Source organism: Bdellovibrio sp. ZFWA1 (assembly GCF_056175665.1).
Window position 1 is genome coordinate 101303 of record NZ_JBJKJH010000003.1, and the last position, 17022, is coordinate 118324.

Annotated in this window: 17 protein-coding genes; 3 read left to right on the forward strand and 14 right to left on the reverse strand. The window is 43.5% G+C overall.

Features of this window, described 5'->3' with window-relative positions; all coding sequences use genetic code 11:
* Positions 1–76: 76 nt before the first annotated feature.
* From AC04MN_RS14345 to AC04MN_RS14380, 8 genes are all read right to left on the reverse strand, one after another.
* Positions 77–424, reverse strand: coding sequence for a barstar family protein (locus AC04MN_RS14345; protein WP_475383901.1), 348 nt, complete (start codon positions 422–424; stop codon positions 77–79).
* Positions 425–451: 27 nt separating this feature from the next.
* On the reverse strand, positions 452–1000 hold the full coding sequence (locus AC04MN_RS14350; protein WP_475383902.1) for a hypothetical protein: 549 nt from the start codon (positions 998–1000) through the stop codon (positions 452–454).
* 220 nt (positions 1001–1220) lie between these two features.
* Positions 1221–2192, reverse strand: coding sequence for a deoxyhypusine synthase family protein (locus AC04MN_RS14355; protein WP_475383903.1), 972 nt, complete (start codon positions 2190–2192; stop codon positions 1221–1223).
* A 128-nt stretch (positions 2193–2320) separates the two neighbouring features.
* A complete protein-coding gene (locus AC04MN_RS14360) occupies positions 2321–3412 on the reverse strand; it encodes a class I SAM-dependent methyltransferase (protein WP_475383904.1) in 1092 nt (363 codons plus the stop codon).
* Positions 3381–3524, reverse strand: a complete 144-nt coding sequence (locus AC04MN_RS14365; protein WP_475383905.1) for a hypothetical protein — start codon at positions 3522–3524, stop codon at positions 3381–3383. The genes AC04MN_RS14360 and AC04MN_RS14365 overlap by 32 nt, the downstream gene beginning before the upstream one ends.
* Before the next feature lie 25 nt (positions 3525–3549).
* Positions 3550–4473: a tRNA threonylcarbamoyladenosine dehydratase gene (locus AC04MN_RS14370; RefSeq protein ID WP_475383906.1), complete on the reverse strand. Its 924-nt coding sequence runs from the start codon at positions 4471–4473 to the stop codon at positions 3550–3552.
* Between the two features lie 63 nt (positions 4474–4536).
* Positions 4537–6558: a hypothetical protein gene (locus AC04MN_RS14375; protein WP_475383907.1), complete on the reverse strand. Its 2022-nt coding sequence runs from the start codon at positions 6556–6558 to the stop codon at positions 4537–4539.
* Positions 6552–7358, reverse strand: coding sequence for a TatD family hydrolase (locus AC04MN_RS14380; RefSeq protein WP_475383908.1), 807 nt, complete (start codon positions 7356–7358; stop codon positions 6552–6554). Before AC04MN_RS14380 ends, AC04MN_RS14375 begins: the two co-directional genes overlap by 7 nt.
* Positions 7359–7489: 131 nt before the next feature.
* On the opposite strand from AC04MN_RS14380, the gene AC04MN_RS14385 reads away from it, so the two are divergent.
* Positions 7490–8557 (forward strand): hypothetical protein, encoded by a 1068-nt coding sequence (locus tag AC04MN_RS14385; RefSeq protein ID WP_475383909.1) that lies wholly within the window; start codon positions 7490–7492, stop codon positions 8555–8557.
* A gap of 32 nt (positions 8558–8589) precedes the next feature.
* Here AC04MN_RS14385 and AC04MN_RS14390 read toward each other — a convergent pair whose 3' ends face one another.
* The gene (locus AC04MN_RS14390; RefSeq protein WP_475383910.1) at positions 8590–9258 is read right to left on the reverse strand and encodes a DedA family protein; all 669 of its coding nucleotides are present in this window, start codon (positions 9256–9258) and stop codon (positions 8590–8592) included.
* A 30-nt stretch (positions 9259–9288) separates the two neighbouring features.
* Here AC04MN_RS14390 and AC04MN_RS14395 point away from each other — a divergent pair, with 30 nt between their 5' ends.
* Positions 9289–10212, forward strand: coding sequence for an RluA family pseudouridine synthase (locus AC04MN_RS14395; RefSeq protein WP_475383911.1), 924 nt, complete (start codon positions 9289–9291; stop codon positions 10210–10212).
* Here AC04MN_RS14395 and AC04MN_RS14400 read toward each other — a convergent pair.
* Complete coding sequence (locus AC04MN_RS14400; RefSeq protein WP_475383912.1) at positions 10209–11165, reverse strand: hypothetical protein; 957 nt, start codon at positions 11163–11165, stop codon at positions 10209–10211. The two genes, AC04MN_RS14395 and AC04MN_RS14400, sit on opposite strands and share 4 nt — an antisense overlap.
* A gap of 134 nt (positions 11166–11299) precedes the next feature.
* Between AC04MN_RS14400 and AC04MN_RS14405 the strand changes: the two genes are divergently transcribed.
* On the forward strand, positions 11300–12394 hold the full coding sequence (locus AC04MN_RS14405; protein WP_475383913.1) for an endonuclease/exonuclease/phosphatase family protein: 1095 nt from the start codon (positions 11300–11302) through the stop codon (positions 12392–12394).
* A gap of 33 nt (positions 12395–12427) precedes the next feature.
* Here the strand turns inward: AC04MN_RS14405 and AC04MN_RS14410 are convergent, their stop codons facing one another.
* From AC04MN_RS14410 to AC04MN_RS14425, 4 genes are all read right to left on the reverse strand, one after another.
* On the reverse strand, positions 12428–13456 hold the full coding sequence (locus tag AC04MN_RS14410) for a hypothetical protein (protein ID WP_475383914.1): 1029 nt from the start codon (positions 13454–13456) through the stop codon (positions 12428–12430).
* Positions 13457–13520: 64 nt separating this feature from the next.
* Positions 13521–14723 carry an RNA methyltransferase gene (locus tag AC04MN_RS14415; RefSeq protein ID WP_475383915.1) on the reverse strand — a complete coding sequence of 401 codons (1203 nt, stop codon included), beginning with the start codon at positions 14721–14723 and terminating at the stop codon, positions 13521–13523.
* Position 14724: 1 nt separating this feature from the next.
* Complete coding sequence (locus AC04MN_RS14420; protein ID WP_475383916.1) at positions 14725–15813, reverse strand: hypothetical protein; 1089 nt, start codon at positions 15811–15813, stop codon at positions 14725–14727.
* A gap of 2 nt (positions 15814–15815) precedes the next feature.
* On the reverse strand, positions 15816–16997 hold the full coding sequence (locus AC04MN_RS14425; protein WP_475383917.1) for an MFS transporter: 1182 nt from the start codon (positions 16995–16997) through the stop codon (positions 15816–15818).
* Positions 16998–17022: the final 25 nt, after the last annotated feature.

The following is a 17022-nucleotide window of genomic DNA, read 5'->3' on the forward strand; positions in this document are numbered from 1 at the left end:
AATTTTCCTCACCCGAAGGTGAGGAGTCAGTCATCTAGGTGTCTTTATTTGAGAGACCTTGGAGGTCTAAGGCGTTTTATTTATCCGTACAAATTTGAATATCTTGCTCTGATTGCAAATCCTGAAACAAGACTTTCAATTCTTGTTTTTCAGTCTCTGTAATTTGGCTGGCCTCATTGAGGTCGTTACTCAAATTAATCATCAAGGGCCGAGGCATATCGGTCAAAACATCATACAAGGCATCTAAATTTTTGCCGTAATAAGATGGAAATGGCTGCGAACTCTTAATGCTATTATGCATCTCGGTCAGTCCTCCACGAAGATCCAAACCCACTTCCGAGCTAAATCCTTCACTACTTCCACAATTGGCTGCTAGCGAGTTCGAGGCTATTAAAAATAGACCAAAAAAGATCGAAAACTTCATAAATACTCCTTATATACTAAATTACCGCTACTTAATTTCGCAGCTATCGATGGAAATAGAAACGATATCAGATTCTGTCACAACACCCTTCTTAAAGGCCGTTGCCACTGATTCATCAATTGCTAATGAGTCGCCACCTTGATATTCGGGAAACTGTATATTCGCTTCCATCAATTTTTTAGTGAATGACGGAGAGAGTGCCGATTTAGAATTTAACTCGACCAATCCTTTTCCAGCTTTTGACGTGCCCAGCATGCTGTAAGCCGCAGTCACATTCATTTCTTCTTTTTTAGCGCCAAGTTCTTCTATCAGAATCTCTGCACTATACACACCCATGGCCTCGGTGCTCTCGATTCCACATAAGGTCACCGAAAGATTCGAAATTTGACTTAACGAACATTGGTTCACATCAAGATGTCCAGACTGAACCTTAACCCCTTGAAGCTTCACCATTCTTTCGGCTGGCATTAAACCACCCGCGTTGGCCATATTCATACTTACATTACATTCCATTGTCTTTGCCATCACTGTCGACGAAATCACTAGAGCGCCTAAAAATGTCACTAATTGTTTCATATAAAGTCTCCTATATTTGATTAAAAAACCTTTTGTTTATCCAGGGTTAGGACTTTGCAAAAAAGGGTCCCTTTTTTTTAATCTGAACTAAGGCGCATTAAACAACTTTTTGTTAAAATTTTTAGTGCTATTTAGGGCAAAAAAAAGGAGACACCTCATTGGTATCTCCTTTTGATTTTCATTCGAAAGCAATAGCACTCAATGCTTTTTGCGAAAATGACTATTGTCCAAGAACGTAAGCAAACATAAGTGGAGCAACGATAGACGCATCAGACTCGACGATGAACTTTGGAGTTTCAATTGCAAGCTTACCCCAAGTGATTTTCTCGTTCGGAACTGCGCCAGAGTAAGAGCCATAGGAAGTTGTCGAATCAGAGATCTGGCAGAAGTAACTCCATAAAGGAATGTCTTCGTGACCCAAGTCTTGCTCGAGCATTGGAACAACACAAATTGGGAAGTCACCAGCAATACCACCGCCAATTTGGAAGAAACCAACTTCTTTTTTCTTCGCAGTTGCCATATACCATTCAGCCCAAGTTTGCATATACTGAATTCCACCTTTAACAGTGTGAACGTTCTTAATGTCACCTTTGATAACGTGACCAGTGAAGATGTTACCCAAAGTAGAGTCTTCCCATCCTGGAACGACCATAGGCAAATTCTTTTCAGCAGCAGCCAACAACCAAGAGTTTTTTGGATCGATTTGGTAATACTGTTCTAACTTGCCAGAAAGAAGAATTTTGTACATGAACTCATGCGGGAAATAAGACTCCCCTTTTTTGTCTGCATCTTGCCAGTACTCAAGAACTACATTCTCGATACGGCGAATTGCCTCTTCTTCTGGAATGCAAGTATCAGTAACACGGTTCATGTGCTTTTCCAAAAGACGCTGTTCATCTTGTGGAGTCAAATCACGGTAGTTTGGAATACGCTCGTAATGATTGTGTGCTACCAAATTGAAGACATCTTCCTCAAGGTTAGCACCAGTACAAGAAATAGCATGTACTTTTCCCTGACGGATCATTTCTGCCAATGACAAGCCAAGTTCGGCCGTAGACATAGCACCTGCCAATGTCACCAGCATTTGGCCACCTTTATCGATATGTGTTTTGTAGCCTTTAGCAGCATCGCGCAAAGCTGCCGCGTTGAAGTGACGATAATGATGATCAATAAACTGAGTAATAGTAGACATTCTTGCCTCTAGATTTAGTGGTTGATTGTGAACTCAATGAGCCCAGCAACCTACCAATGACGAAGTAAAAAGCCAAGGGGATTTTTTCCGCCCTGGCTGGTTTTAAAAGTATAAAAAGTCTTTTAAAATTAAGTCTTTACAGAAACTACCGTTTTACTAAGGAAGCATTTCTTCGATTCGACCTCAGAAAAGCCCGCATCAACAAGCAAGTCTTCCATCGGGAACTGAGTGTAATTTCGATAAAAGGGCTCGTGGAAGTCCTTTGGAAACTGCTCCAGGGCCCACTCAAAGGACTCATCATTCAGCTGTAAGGAATCAACCAATCCATATACTCCTCCGGACTTCAATACACGCAGGCCTTCTTGCAGGACTTGGATTCGAACCTCTTTGGGAAGCTCGTGAAATAGAAAACACGAATATACCACATCAAAACTACCATCCTCGTAGGTCAGTTTTTCCCCGGTTCCGACCTCAAAATCAATAGCCCCAAGATCTTTAAGGCGCAGGGCCGCTGCTTGCAAGTAAGGCTCAGAAATATCAATGGCTGTGATTTGCGCCTTGGGAAAAGCCAATCGCATAAATCGGGTTAAACGCCCAGTACCCGCACCAACCTCCAAGAATCTTAAACCCTCTCCCTGAGTGCCGTTGAGTCTTTGCTTCAGCAATGGAATAATCGACCTGCGCATTGCATCTGCCGCCCCGGCAAATAATATCTCGACTTGATGTTCGTAAAGCTCTGCCGAATGGTCCGAAAGATAGCCATCGGTCTGAAAATGAAAATTTCGTTTATAATATTCAGGTAGATCCTGCAGATAATCTTGCGCCTGAGCTCCAAAATCTTGCGAGTCCTTTTGCATTCGTCGTTTCGAAATTGCATACCCATCTTTTAATATCTTTGGAAAGCGTACCGTATGCTTCCAAGGATTTTCAGGCTTTAGCACTTCGAGCGGATAAAAACCTTGAGCTATGTTTTTTGCATCCTCTAGAAGAGTCTTATTTAGCGCTGGTAAAATTTGTTCATAGTTTTTCTTGTAAGCATCTACAGTGGGAGGCTTTTTGCCGGTCGCTAGAAACTCGAACCACGGCAGAGAGAGCTGCTGTAAAGTAAAATGCGTCGAACGCAAAAGAGCGTACCCATGCAGGACACGCTCTTTGATTTGCTGCTCCGTTTTTGGATCGATAAACTGACTAAGTATTTGCTGTGCCTTGATTTGAGACATTTGAAATCTCCGCCTTCTTTTTAGCTCTCCACTCTTTGAAGTAGTGAGTAAAGACTACTCCTAAAGTGACAAAGCCGACAAGAACCACGAATCCAACCATGACAAACCACATAAGCACAATCACAAATAACCTCGGTTTAATTTAACGAAGTGTCAGAAGACAGAGAATCCTCTGCCGCTGGAGTTTCTTCGTTTTTATCTTGATAGCCTGTTTTTTCACCGATGGCATCTCGAACCACCCATGACGCTAAATGCAAACCGAAGCTACCGGTCACAAAGCTCGCATTCCCATGAATCATGTTCTTATTATCACAAGTATTCAATCCGTTTTGCCCCTGAGGACAAACACATTTAAACCCCATCCCGTTATCATACTTTAGCTCTACAGGCATCCGAGGTGCTTCGTCAGAAAAGACACAAGGTATACCAAACCATTTTTTTTCAGGGAATCCATGGGATTTCCGTAAAATCTTACGAACATTGGCTGCCATAGGATCCACAAAGGTGCGCGCTAGATCATCTAAGCGAATTCGTGTCGGATCCATTTTACCTGCAGAGCCGCCGGAAGTGATAACTTTGATTCCACGTTTTTTGCACTCGGCAAGTAAGTGGCACTTCGCCGTCATATTATCGATAGCATCGATGATATAATCAGGATTTAAAGAAAAAAACTTCTCCATGTTTTCTTCGTTATAAAACTCTGGAAGAGCTTCCACTTTTGCCTGAGGGTTGATTTTCTGTAAACGCTCGGCCATAACAACGGCCTTCTTTTTTCCAACAAATCCCTGCAGCGCATGCAACTGTCGATTGGCGTTGGTAATGCAGACCTCATCAAAATCTGCTACCGTCAAATGACCGACACCAGAACGAGCTAAACTTTCAGCCGCCCATGAACCCACACCTCCAAGACCAATCACCATGACATGGGTCTTGTAAAGAGTCTCCATCGCAGAGTCCCCCACTAAGCGCCCCATGCGGTCAAAACGACGATGAAGAACGTACTTTGTTTCCTCGGGCTGAGGAAAGGCTTGATTGTCAGTTGTCGAGCTCTGATTTTGCATAAAATTCACCTACTTACTTAACGGACTGAACGCCGCAAGAAAATAGCTGATTTTCATTTACGATCAAGGAAAAAAGAACTTTCGGGGGTTCTTTAAAAAGCTTATAAGGACCCAACGAAGCAAGACCCCTTTTGTATGTCCAGAAACCCCCTGCGCGCGCAAAGCCACGCCTAAAGCCAGCCCAAAGCTGACCATAACGTTCAGAATTCCGATCAATAACAAGCCCATCAAAGCCCACCACCAAGATGGACTTTGCCATACCTCAGCCCCCAGCACCGGCAAAGAAGCCGCCATCTGACCAGTTGAAAGCGTAATATGCCGCACTTCCAAAGGTATTCCGATAAATTTTAACAGCGGTGGCGTCAGACCCAAGAGAAAGGCCAAACTCGTGTTCGCAGCAATCCCCCCAATATGATGATCAACGGTATTGGCAACTTCCAGGGCCCCACGTTCTCCGAAGGCTCTAGTAAAGATTCTATTGTGCGAAATTCTTTTTCCTATTCCACGCAAGGTGAACCAATTTTCAACCCAACCAGAAAATAAACTAGATAACCACAACAACAAACCAGTAAAGGCTGCGAAGATCGGTACCGCTGACATCAAGTCCATTGAGTGCACAGTGTACTGCGCCTGCTCTATGGTCAAAATATGCCTTCCACCAATATAAAAAAACAAAGCGTCTAAAATTAGAGCTGCTGGAATCACCATTAATAAGTTCCCGAAAATAGAAGCACTCTGACTACGCAAAATGGCCTGAGTTTCATACAAGAACTCCTGCCGTCCAGAATCGGTTCCTAGATTTTTCAGTTTTTTAGCCAAAGCCGCAGCGGTCATTGCTGGCTGCTTTGTTCCTAGCGTAAAGCCCACCCATTGAATCACCAAAAACGAGATCGCATAATTTACACTCGCAAACAATCCACCAACCAATGCACTGACAGCCAAAGTCCCCAGCAGCATTTTTAAGTAAACGGTAAACGAGGTCACGAAACCACCGCCTAAAGCGGCCCACAACATCTGTTTATACTCGTCCCACGTCTTCACCATATAGTGCTCGCCGGTAGAGGCAACCCGATCCGTAATCGTGCGCGCCATGAGCCCCATGTTTTCTGAAATCAAATTGCGAATACCTTGCTTTTGTTGAACCTTAGAAATCAGAACATACAAAAGAGCTGGCGCGGCTTGGCTCGAAATTCCCGCCGCGGCCTGATCGGCATTTAGGTCCGCGCTTAAATTTTCCAAAATCAATTGAATACGATCAAGATACTGTTTCATTAAACTCATCTGAAAAACAGTTCGACTACTCACACCTTTCGCACTTAACACCTGATGGATGCGCTCAAGTTCAAAGCGGCTTTGGTTCAACAAATCCCACGTAGCCGAAAGTTCAACATCACTACGCTGGCCTCTTTGTTCGTGATAAAGGTACTGCTCTAGCATTCGCCCCAATAAATAGAACGCCGAATCTTCCATATGAACCGACTTCAAACGCAGGCGGAACTCTGCCTGCAATCCCAAAGCTTGAACTTGAACTCCTAGTAATAGCAGAGCCTCACGCAAATCCTGGCGCAAATCTGCCATCGTTTCGATCTTGAGCAGTGATTTAATATATTCAATGTTTTCATTCTCAATACGCAGTAACCACGAGACATCTTGGTCTTCGAAAACAAAACGAACAAACTCTTCAAGATCCTCGGTTAACGAACCATGCGGAAGTATCTTTAACAAAATTCGCTCTTGGACTTCTTGGCTTAAAGTATTTTTTTGCAGCAGGCCAATTTCTGCAAAATGGGCACCGCCTCGAAATCCTTTCAGTAAGCGTACTAACAATAAAGAAAAATTCTCTTTCCATTGGGGATTCTTTTCCAGAGTCTGAATGAGATATTTAAATCGACTATTCGTCGACGAGGCGCCTGACTCCGCTTGAAAGGTCAACCATAAGATAAAAGAACGAAACCAATCAACTAAAGCATCACCGGCCAAGTTTTCATTCATTTGTTCAAGCCAAAACGAAAGATACTCTTGCCGATCAAAATTTCGACGCGCCACTATTAAACTTTTAATATTTTCTTTTGTCTGTTTTAACATAATTTAAAAAACCTCTCGGCATTCTTTGACGTCATACTCAATACATCATCTACACTTATATTTTTTTTGATCTGCGATACCTTTAAGGCGACATCTAAAACCGACCACGGAGGATTCTGAAGTCCTTGATAAGGGGCTGCTGGCTGATCGGGTCCGTCACTTTCAATTAGAAGCTGGTCTAACGGGATCACTTGCACAGCCTGATGGAGGCGCTGATTATCATCTCGAGTAACAGGTCCCCCTACTGAGATCATCATGCCCAATTCTAAATATTTTTCAGCTTGATGTGCCGATCCGTTAAAAGAATGCACCATTGCTGAATTTCTGGGAGCCCCCCAGACTTCAAAAAAAGTCATAGCCTCCTCAAAGGCCTGAACCAAATGCAAAACCAATGGTTTTCCAGCCACCTCTGCCAACTCGAATTGAGCCTCGAACGCTTGGTATTGTAGCTCCAACTTATCTTGAACAATTCGAGGGCGAAGATCTAAACCTGTTTCACCTAACGCCACGGCGTGATGAAGGCGCGAAGCCAAGCTATCCAATACACCGTCCAATTGGACAGAACTATAATTCACAACTTCGTAGGGATGAAGCCCTAAAACAGGCCACACCATTTTCGGATAAACCTCTTGAAGTTTTAGCTGTCGCTCCCAATCTTCAGGATCAACCCCAGCCATTACCAAGCCCTTTGCTCCTCGAGCTTTCGCCTGCAGAACCAAACTCGAAGCCGCTTCGGGAAACTCGCCCCATCGTTGGTCGGTAAGATGAACATGACTGTCGATCCATTCAATACTAGACATAAGTTTAACTTAGGGCGATTACGGCCAAGAATCACCTATTATTCGCCAAAAAAATCAAAAATAGACTCAAAAAAAGACGCAATCAACCGATAGCAACTACGAGGACGTTGTTAACAACGCTATGGGGAATTATGAAAAAGCAAAACGGAATTCAATTAAGTTATGACATCCACCTAGAGAAAGGTTCTTGCAAACCTACTTCTGTTCGCTTTTGGAGTGATCAAGATCAAAAAAAATTCAAAGCTGAGGCTCCTTTCAAATATATGGCGGACGCACTGGTTGGACTTTCAATGATCAAAATGAATTCTTATCTTAAAAGCCCAGTCTTCGTTCCTCAGTATGACTACAATTATATCCACGAAGCATGGACTCAGCTCGATCCTCTTCGTCATGTCTTCGAACGTTCCCAAGAGCGTATCGAATCCCTTGCTATTCCCGCTAAATCAGATTGCACACAAGCTTGTAAAAAATTCGAAGAAGCCTTCATCGCAGCTTTTGAACACATGCAAAAGCCTTGGGGCTTCGACTTCTCTGAAGTGGGACCTTTACTAGATACAATTTCTTGGTTTGAAGAAAAATCAAAATCACCATTGCTATTTAATACTGGATATCAATGGAGTCGGCCGTTCCGAGAAAAGCTTATGGCTTTTTACTCTTTCCTTTACAATTTACGATCGGTCGTTGCGGTCGACATCAACGCACACATTGAAGATCCTTCACATGAAGCTGTCAAGGTGGATGCCATTACGGACTATTTGCCAAAAGCGGAGTATATTGTGAACGATGCTCTTTTGTATTGGAACTTCAAAAAATTAGCAACGCCTTGGTCCTCTCGTCATCGCCAACACGTCAACGGCGATCATCCAGTCGACACGCTTTTTGTTGAGCCGATGGAAAAAGCATTTAAAAAATACAGCCACAATGCTGTGAATTTAATTGAAAACTTGCCAGCAAGATTTTTAGAATCAATGAACCCTGTTGAACTAGAGGAGGCCCTTTATCTAGTTCAGATGGATTGGCTTCTAGGTTCAGATGCTGGCCTGCTCTTCCGTGTACGCGAAGAGCTCTATGGCATTCAAAATGGTTACGAAGAAATCTTCTGGCAGGATTTAGAACACTGCGGCCATCGCAAGGCTCATAAGCTCAGCGTCTGCTGTGAAGTGAAAGACAATATGATTGCATCGGCCAAAGCAGCCTAAATAAAAAAGCCTGAGTAATTCTCAGGCTTTTTTTATACTTTCTTTCTTGCTGCGACTCTTTCGCGCCATTTCTTAAATAAGAAGTATAGAAGAGCCAAACCAAGTGCCGAAAACAAAACCAATTTAAATTGCTTCAATACACCCAAAATCGAATCTCCATAATGGGCGATCAAATAAATTTGCGTCGGCACACTAACCAATGCAGCAATCCCATCGATCACCGCGAATTTCCAAGCTGGAAAATGTAAAATTCCGCAGGCTAAATGCCCCGGAAAACGAATACCCGGCGTAAATCTAAAAATACCACAAGCATAGGCTCCGTACTTTTTAGTCCACTCTTCTACTTTTTGCATCGCCGAATCCGGCATAAATCTTTTAAAGGTGGGGCGTTCCAGCAAGGGCCGACCAAAATGTCGGCCAACGGCATAGATTAAAAAATCCGATCCAAAAACAGCCAAGAATGCAATGATTGCCGCAGTATGCACCTCCACAACAGGAGCACCTGGGTACGGAGGCGGAAATTTATCGGGATGAGAACCAATGAATGCCAAAAAACCAACGCTGAGTAGAGTCACCTCTTCAGGCAGAGGCAAGCCAACCGACGACAAAACCATCATGCCTACCAACAATAGATAAACCATGTAAGGCTGATACGCAAACTGAGCTAGCCATTGAAAAATGGGTTCGTGAGCTAATTCCATTGGCCACCACTATCTTTTATAATCATCTGCTTGAATACCCTTAAGGCGCTGTGCTATGTCGTTTTCATGATTCTGAACAATGCCAGAGGTTTTGAGTACGGTGTTCGTCATTTTTACAGTCCTAAGTCGGGGCTGTTGGCGCAAATTATTTCTGAGTCCTTAGAACTTCCGCTTGAAAATGCTCAATGGTTAATCACTTTTGGCTGTGTCTATGTGGAAAAGCAAAGGATCGCCCCCCAAATTGGTGATGAAGATATATGGATCCATCAAGGTCAGTACCTCCGAGTTCATACAAAGCCACGCCGTTTTCCGCTTGAAAAACGCGCTGGTTCTGTTGAATTGGTTTTTGAAAACACCAACTTTGTGATCGTCAATAAGCCTCATGGTCTCCCCTGTCATCCAACGGTGGACAACCTGCAAGAAAACCTGCTGGCAGAATGGGCCTTAAAGTATCCAGACAAGCCTTTGTTTTTGACCCATCGCTTGGACGTACCAACTTCGGGATTGTTAGTTCTTGCGAAAAATGCGCAAGCCCAAACAGCGTTTAATGGACTCCTTAAAAGTGGTCAGTTGAAAAAAACTTATCACGCCGAACTGAGCAAAACCCCGTCTTGTTGGGGATTATGGGAACACTGGATGGAGCCATCACCCAAGGCACCAAAAAATGTGGCCGCTCAAGCCCAGGGAAACGACTGGCAGCAATGCCTGTTAGAAATCAACCCGCTTCAGAATAAAGAAAATAGCGTGATTGCAGAAGTTCAATTGCTGACAGGGCGAACCCATCAAATTCGCGCCCAAGCCAGTTTTATGAATTGTCCAATTGTAGGCGATATTGCCTACGGGGGACCACGCCTATATGACTATGAACGTATTCACCTAAGCGCGGTGCAGATCTGCTTTGAGGACGTAATAAGTAACGAGAGGATCGAAGTTACAATCGATCGCAGTTTTTAGAACAGAACACCATTTAACTGCAAAGTGTACGAATTGTCTTTAGGTCTAAAGAAAGCAACCTCTTCAAGAACCTTGCCCGTCTTGCGGTCACGGTATGGAAGCAACTTAGGCATATTATCGACACCGACAGCGACCATCCAAGTTCGAGTCGCACGATATTGAACTGACATTCCCGCTATTCCATTGGTCATATGACCACCATTTAAACCTTCAGCTGAAGATCCATAGTACCAAGTTTCATCCGTTCCAACACGAGCCTTCACGGCCCAGCTGCGATTCAAATCTCGAGTCACTTGAAGAGTGTGTTCAAAATCGGCAATTTTATTTGTGCGACGAGGATCAGTCACGTACGAGCCATCGTCTCGAGTTCGTGTTGTCGAATCAAAAAAAGCTTTTTGAGATTGGAAGTAATAACGGGGTTTAGCCAAATAAGTCAGAGTCGTAAAACGCGCTAAAGTATAATCGGCAAAAAGGTCCATCGACAAAAAGGCGATCATTTTATTCATCTGACTGTACTTTGATGTAGGTAATCCCAATTTCACAGTTCCAGATAAATCGACAGGTCCAATGTAGCCAAGGTCATAAAAGGTCGCCGCTAAAACAACATCTGCCATGTCCACTTTTTGAGGCACATTATTGCCATATTTATCAAAGCCCGCGGTGTTAAAATAGAAAGGCAAACGCAAAGCCAACTTTCTATCGTCATCCCATTTGTAGTTCACACCGACATAGTTGTAATTGCTAAAAGATCCGCCACCTTCATCTAACTGCTTCGCTGTCATTCCACCAATCGAGAAATACGAGTAACGAAACTTTGTAAAGAGCCCCGCCCCATCCATTGCAAAGACATTGATATCGTCCTCTGCAAAAGCCGGCACGGAAGACGCTACAGAAACTAGAAAGGATGCGGCAACCAAGAAACACTTCATAGCGGGACGATATCTTTGAAACATTAAACACCTCTAAGTGGCTAGACCGCGAATTTGTACCATAACACCAAGTATCAAACAAGGCTCCCCTTTGTTTTAAACAAATCCTGACCGAATATTGATGGACCTCCCCTTAAAACTTGCTTAAACTGCAGCCCATGAAAAAGCCAATGTACAAACTTTCGACACTCCTTGTTCTTTTTACCTTTTTAGTTAGTTGCTCGATCAAGACGACCCCCAATAAATGGTCTCTTCCAGCAAAAAGTGATGATGAGGTCTCTTTTATGACCTTTAACGTAGAAAACCTTTTTGATGCTGAACACGATGAGGGGAAGAACGACTTCACCTATCTGCCTAAAAAACTTAAAAAGAAAGTGGAAGCCTATCGCGAAGGCTGCGAAGAAAACGACTCTCCTAGTCGAGTAGCGGAATGCTTAAATACTGACTATGACGATGAAACGATCAAGGCAAAAATCAAGAATATCTCTCAAATTGTTTTAGGCGTCGATGGCAATGGCCCTGACATTCTAGTAGTGCTTGAAGTAGAAAACATAAAAATCTTGAAACGCCTTAACGAAGAAGGCCTCAAAGCAGCGGGTTACCAAACCGTGGTCCTAATTGAAGGCGAAGACAAACGAGGAATCGATGTTGGGCTGCTTTCGCGTTTTCCTCTGGCTGGGACACCTCAGCTTCATAAAGTTGAGATCGTCAAAAAACCATCGGAAAAAGATCGTTATGCGGATACACGTGGTATCCTGCAAGTTCCATTAAAACTTCCCAACGGCGACGTATTAAATGTTTTTGGCGCCCACTTCCCTTCCCAGGCCAATCCTACTCATTGGCGCGAACAGGCCCTAACTCAATTAGTGAAACGTGTTAATGGAGATAACGAGAAATACATGGCCATCGGAGGCGGCGATTTAAATATCACCGCCGAAGAGGAAGAAGAGGCAAAACTCTTCAAGAAAATCGCAACTCCAACGACTTGGGTGTCTCATTTTATTGGCTGTAAAGAATGCCCCGGTACTCACAACTATCGTCGCAGCTGGTCCTTCCTTGATGCTCAATTATACTCGAAGGCCCTGCAGGCTGATGGCAAAGGATCCTACAGAATCCTTCCTGAAACGGTCGATGCTATTCGCTATGACGAAATTCATATTCGTCGTGGAAAATATCCAAATCGCTGGGACAACGACGACAAGACCGGAGTTTCCGACCACTTCCCACTTTATGTAAGAATGAAAAAGAGATAAAAAAAAGCCACATCTTTCGATGTGGCTTTTTTTTTAATTTAACAATCTACTTAGATCTACCGTTGGTCGCTGACCGCAAGCTTTATTAGGGGAAGTGTATTTGCCGCTATCAAAGTTCGCTTCATTCTCGCCAAGCTCGACAGGAATTTTTTGAAACTCTGGACGATCCCCCTGTCCTTTTTTATAAATGGGTGTTTCAACCTGTATAGAGCCAACAATTTGCGGACAATTATCATTTTTGAAGGTTAAAGATTTTTCTTTTGGTAAAAACAAACGAATCTCTCGAGGTTTTGCCTCGCCAACGATTATTGAGGAATATACTTTCGAGATCTTAAGCTCTGCTGCTGTTAAGTCCGCAAGATCAACATCCATCTCGATTTTTAACTTTACCGGCCAAGCTGACATTTTATCTTTGGCTGCATTTAAAAGACCTTCAGCAGAGTAGTAAACCTTGAATGCCGCAGAATCTTTAATAGGATAAGCTCGCAATTCGGCATTGGATAGATTCAAGTTCGCAAACAACTTAGGAGTATTTCGATCTGATTTTTGGGAGCGATCCAAAGAAATTCTTGTTTCTTTATTTTTCCCTTCGATCATTACGATCTTTGAAGCTTCACCGGCGGTCTCCTTATAGACGTCAAAATTCCACTCACTATTTAAAATAGTTTTCAAGGCTTCAGCGGACTCTACTTTTGTCTCTTTATTTCGAGCCACCAAAAGAGTGCGCTCTAAGCTTGCCGCTTTGGCTTTAGCTTCGACACTGTAGGCACCCTTGGTTTGATACCGATCTAACTGCGAGGCGGCGATGACTTCTAAAACTTCCGCCTGCTTTTCAAGAAGCACCAAAGCAACAGCTTTATCATCAACACGTAAATCAGACTTTTCAATAATCCCGGTTTTGCTTTGGGCACCCTGAGCACCAACTGTTGGTGTGCGACCTTTTCTAGATTGAATAAAGGCCCGTTCTTCGGGACTGGTGACCGCAACATCACGAGGAGCACAGGCCGTCATAGAAAGAGAAGCCAACACAAATAAACTAGGAATAACTCTGATTGTTTTCATGGGACTGGTTATAAACGAAGAAACTCTAAAAAGCGACCTTCTGAAGAGCCTCTTGACCAAATCCTTAAATTTTACACCACACTGTCCAAACAGTTTTCAGTCCGCCATTAGATAGAGGAATTTCCTTGGTCTTTTCAAAGCCTTGGAAGTGTAAAGCCTGGGCCTCTTCTGGCGGGAGCAGCAGTGCAAGCCGCGTAATGCGCCCCTGTCCTTGTCCTAAGACGTGGGTAATTTGCTGCTGAAGGCCTCCATCGGCGCCTAATTGGACGCGGTCCCCATACGGAGGATTGCTCACTATCCAAACTTCATCCCCCTCGGCCAAGTCAGTTAAAAATGGGGCCCCGGAAAGGCTTCCACAAGGGCCATTATGCCATTTAAATGTAGATGCCCATTGACTGTGGACCTCTAAGAGCTGGCGCCCCAGTTCTTCACTGTTTTGACGAGCAGCCTCTAAGACCTTCGCGCTAAGATCATTGCCGACATAAGACTTAAAAATGGGGTTTGGCAGAAGCCGAAAATTTTTGCGCCAAGAGTCCGATTTGAAAATTTTAGGACAACTTGGAAAATGAATAAAAGAAAAAGGTCGCTGCCAATGAGGAGCATAAAGCGAAGCAGCTTCCAGCAATAAGGTACCCGATCCACAAAATGGATCTAATAAGCAAATCTGCCGTGTTTTAGGCAACGGACTATCAAAAATTAACTCGCGAATCGCAAAAGCAGCCAAGGTTTCTCGCATCGGTGCTTCGCCCTTCAACAATCCCCAGCCTCTTTTATAAAGCATTTCACCGGTCGTATCGATAGACAAAGTACAATCATCATTATCCATTCTTAAATAAATAGCCTGAGGTGCTTCTTTTTCAACCTTGCATCCATTCTTAAGCAGGACTTCTTCTAAGACCGAGGACAAACGCTTTTCATTATTTAACCGAGACTTCTGAGCTGAAACATGCAACTCGACCGAAAGCTCTTTATTTAATAACTGATTCCAAGGGACTTTAGAAATCTCTTGAAAAACTTTAGGAAAATCCCGAGTTCTGAAACGCTTGATTCGCTGAAGTAAACGTGTCGGTGTTTTTAAAAAGAAATTCAATTGATAAGCCAGAATCTCGTCGCAGCTAAATTCAATGCCTCCGCGATCCATCTCGTACTTTGGAAAAGCCGAGTTATGAGCTTGGCCATCTTTACCAATTAGATAAGGCCAAACTTCTTTCATTTCAGATAGAGTCTGCACTTCCAATCCCGGAGCAATGACTAAATAAAAATCCATCTTAAAATCTCCAGAACGCATCAAAGAAGAAGAAATAGCCGTTTTGAGCAGAAGGGCGGAACTCTGAAATATTTGTCGAGTTCAGAGCCAGTAGTAGGTGAAAACGATCCCAAATCTTCATGTACCCAAAATATCCACCGACCGCTTTATTTTCAAACGAGTACGTTGGCCCCACCAATATACGATTCCAATCATCTTGAATGAATTCATAACCCGTCTGAATCGAGGACGAACCAAAGGCCTTGATAGCCGTTTTATCCTCGGCTTTTTCCAAAGACAAAAGAGCCAAAGAAAGATAAGTATGACTTATGACGCTTTCAGAAGAAATTGAATCCCAATAAAAAGTGGCGTTGACCGTGGTTCTGGGTTCGGTTGGAATTTTTGCGACGTTTAAAGCCACCGAAAAAATATTTGATTCCGAATTAAAAAATCTCCATTTACCCTGAACGTTCGGTGCCCCCGCTAAATTCCCAAGCAAGAGAGTTCCCACCATAAGATTCGGTGTCACCCCGTAGTACATCTGCGAATACCAAGTCGCTAAGACTTCGTCCTTCTGTAAAGTCTGGGCGGTTTCACCAATCGTCAAACCTTGAGTCACCAAATAGTGATATTTTGAAGAAATCAACTGATCCGTTTTTTTTACCAACAGCTCGGTGCTCCCCTTGTAACGTTCGCTAAATTTAGTCAGATCGACCCGGAAAACGGAATCCCCCACCTGAACAAAATTTTTCCGCGTGCTTCGCAAAAGCTGACAAATCAAAATACGACCGCGTCCCTCACGCTTGATTTCGGTGACCTCCAAAAATGCAATAACACCCACATCCTTAAACTGGGATTCTACAGCTAGAATATCCCCCAAAGACCACTCTTTTTGATCGGACTGCACCGCCACAGACTTATGATCAATAAAGTGTGTGACTTTCCCCGTTAGCTCGATCAGAAAATCCCGTTCGGGAGTCTCGAGCGAAGAAGGCTGTCGGTAGACAAGTTCGGGATCCTCGTAAAGATCCAAAGAAGACGTTGAAGCCAAACTCTTCGCCGAAAAGAAAAAAGCAATAGCACTAAAAATAAACAGAAAAACGAACTTCACGTTTAAGACTCCATCTGAACTTTAGCTTTTGCACTAGATTCATTCGTAATCGGCGAATACTTGCTTCTTTGAATATCGAAGAACCACAGTAAGATTGCAGAAACCACAATTGCAGCCGGCCCAAACAACATAGCTTGGTGAATTCCAAATAAGTCCGTCAATCGTCCGACCGAAACGTGCATGAGAACGATCAAAAAGGACTGAGTCGCCATGGCTGTTGAAATCGTGGATTCTAAACTTCCAGGAAACTTTTCCGCCATATAAGCTATCGCCAAAGGATAAACCGGGGCCATCGTAAAACCACTAAGCACGAATCCAATTGGATGTAAATATAGGCCCAGCAAAAGACAGACAATCGAAGCGCCGAAGCAAAGCAACAATTGATTTTTTAATGCTGATCGAAAATGGACGAATGTGCAAAGCAATCGTCCCGCCAGCAAACAAACAAAAAAACCACTGACGTAAAAACTGGCTCGTTGCAAATTCTCGTTTTGAACCCGGGTCATATAAAGGGCTAAACGAGAAGAAACCATAATTTCAGTCACGACATAGGAGCCCAACATCAATGCCACCCAAAATCTCCACTTAAAAGATTCTGCACCTTGATTGCTTGTCGTCGGCGCCGAGGATGGTTCAAATTTAGGCGCAATAAAAATAGAATAGACGGCAATAACCGCTGGGACAATAGCAGCAAAACCAAAAACCCAGCGCCAGTTATTTGCATAGGTCCAAATCAAACTGACAAATAAGGGAGCCAGTAAACTGGAAAGACCGTACATTGCATGCAAGCCAGCCAGAATTTGATTGCGGCGCTCGGGAGTAGATCCCAAGGCCGCTAAAGTATTTTGACTGACTCCCATTATTCCCATACTTAAACCAAAAAAAACCGAGGCAAAAAGCATCATTCCAAAACTGGGCGCAAGGGCGAGACCCAGCAATCCGGCCGCACAAACAATCAAGCCGATATCGAGCACTCGGATCTTATTCATGCGCTTCAATAATCGAGCCCCCGACAAACTACCAAAAAAACTGGCCGTAGCTGATACCGCAAAAAGCCAGGCTCCTTGAGTGTCACTCAACTGAAATGATTTTAAAATTTCGGGAAAGACGGGCCCACGAATATTATCGCTGAGTCCCAGAGCAAAAAGGCTTAAATATGAAAGAATAATATAGGGCCATAGCATAGCCTTTATTTCTATTGCAGTTCTA

Bases quoted from the DNA above. Each gene is read 5' to 3' on its own strand.
- AC04MN_RS14345 (WP_475383901.1), bottom strand. From the start codon at position 424: ATGAAGTTTTCGATCTTTTTTGGTCTATTTTTAATAGCCTCGAACTCG.
- AC04MN_RS14350 (WP_475383902.1), bottom strand. From the start codon at position 1,000: ATGAAACAATTAGTGACATTTTTAGGCGCTCTAGTGATTTCGTCGACA.
- AC04MN_RS14355 (WP_475383903.1), bottom strand. From the start codon at position 2,192: ATGTCTACTATTACTCAGTTTATTGATCATCATTATCGTCACTTCAAC.
- AC04MN_RS14360 (WP_475383904.1), bottom strand. From the start codon at position 3,412: ATGTCTCAAATCAAGGCACAGCAAATACTTAGTCAGTTTATCGATCCA.
- AC04MN_RS14365 (WP_475383905.1), bottom strand. From the start codon at position 3,524: ATGTGGTTTGTCATGGTTGGATTCGTGGTTCTTGTCGGCTTTGTCACT.
- AC04MN_RS14370 (WP_475383906.1), bottom strand. From the start codon at position 4,473: ATGCAAAATCAGAGCTCGACAACTGACAATCAAGCCTTTCCTCAGCCC.
- AC04MN_RS14375 (WP_475383907.1), bottom strand. From the start codon at position 6,558: ATGTTAAAACAGACAAAAGAAAATATTAAAAGTTTAATAGTGGCGCGT.
- AC04MN_RS14380 (WP_475383908.1), bottom strand. From the start codon at position 7,358: ATGTCTAGTATTGAATGGATCGACAGTCATGTTCATCTTACCGACCAA.
- AC04MN_RS14385 (WP_475383909.1), top strand. From the start codon at position 7,490: ATGAAAAAGCAAAACGGAATTCAATTAAGTTATGACATCCACCTAGAG.
- AC04MN_RS14390 (WP_475383910.1), bottom strand. From the start codon at position 9,258: ATGGAATTAGCTCACGAACCCATTTTTCAATGGCTAGCTCAGTTTGCG.
- AC04MN_RS14400 (WP_475383912.1), bottom strand. From the start codon at position 11,165: ATGTTTCAAAGATATCGTCCCGCTATGAAGTGTTTCTTGGTTGCCGCA.
- AC04MN_RS14405 (WP_475383913.1), top strand. From the start codon at position 11,300: ATGAAAAAGCCAATGTACAAACTTTCGACACTCCTTGTTCTTTTTACC.
- AC04MN_RS14410 (WP_475383914.1), bottom strand. From the start codon at position 13,456: ATGAAAACAATCAGAGTTATTCCTAGTTTATTTGTGTTGGCTTCTCTT.
- AC04MN_RS14415 (WP_475383915.1), bottom strand. From the start codon at position 14,723: ATGGATTTTTATTTAGTCATTGCTCCGGGATTGGAAGTGCAGACTCTA.
- AC04MN_RS14425 (WP_475383917.1), bottom strand. From the start codon at position 16,997: ATGCTATGGCCCTATATTATTCTTTCATATTTAAGCCTTTTTGCTCTG.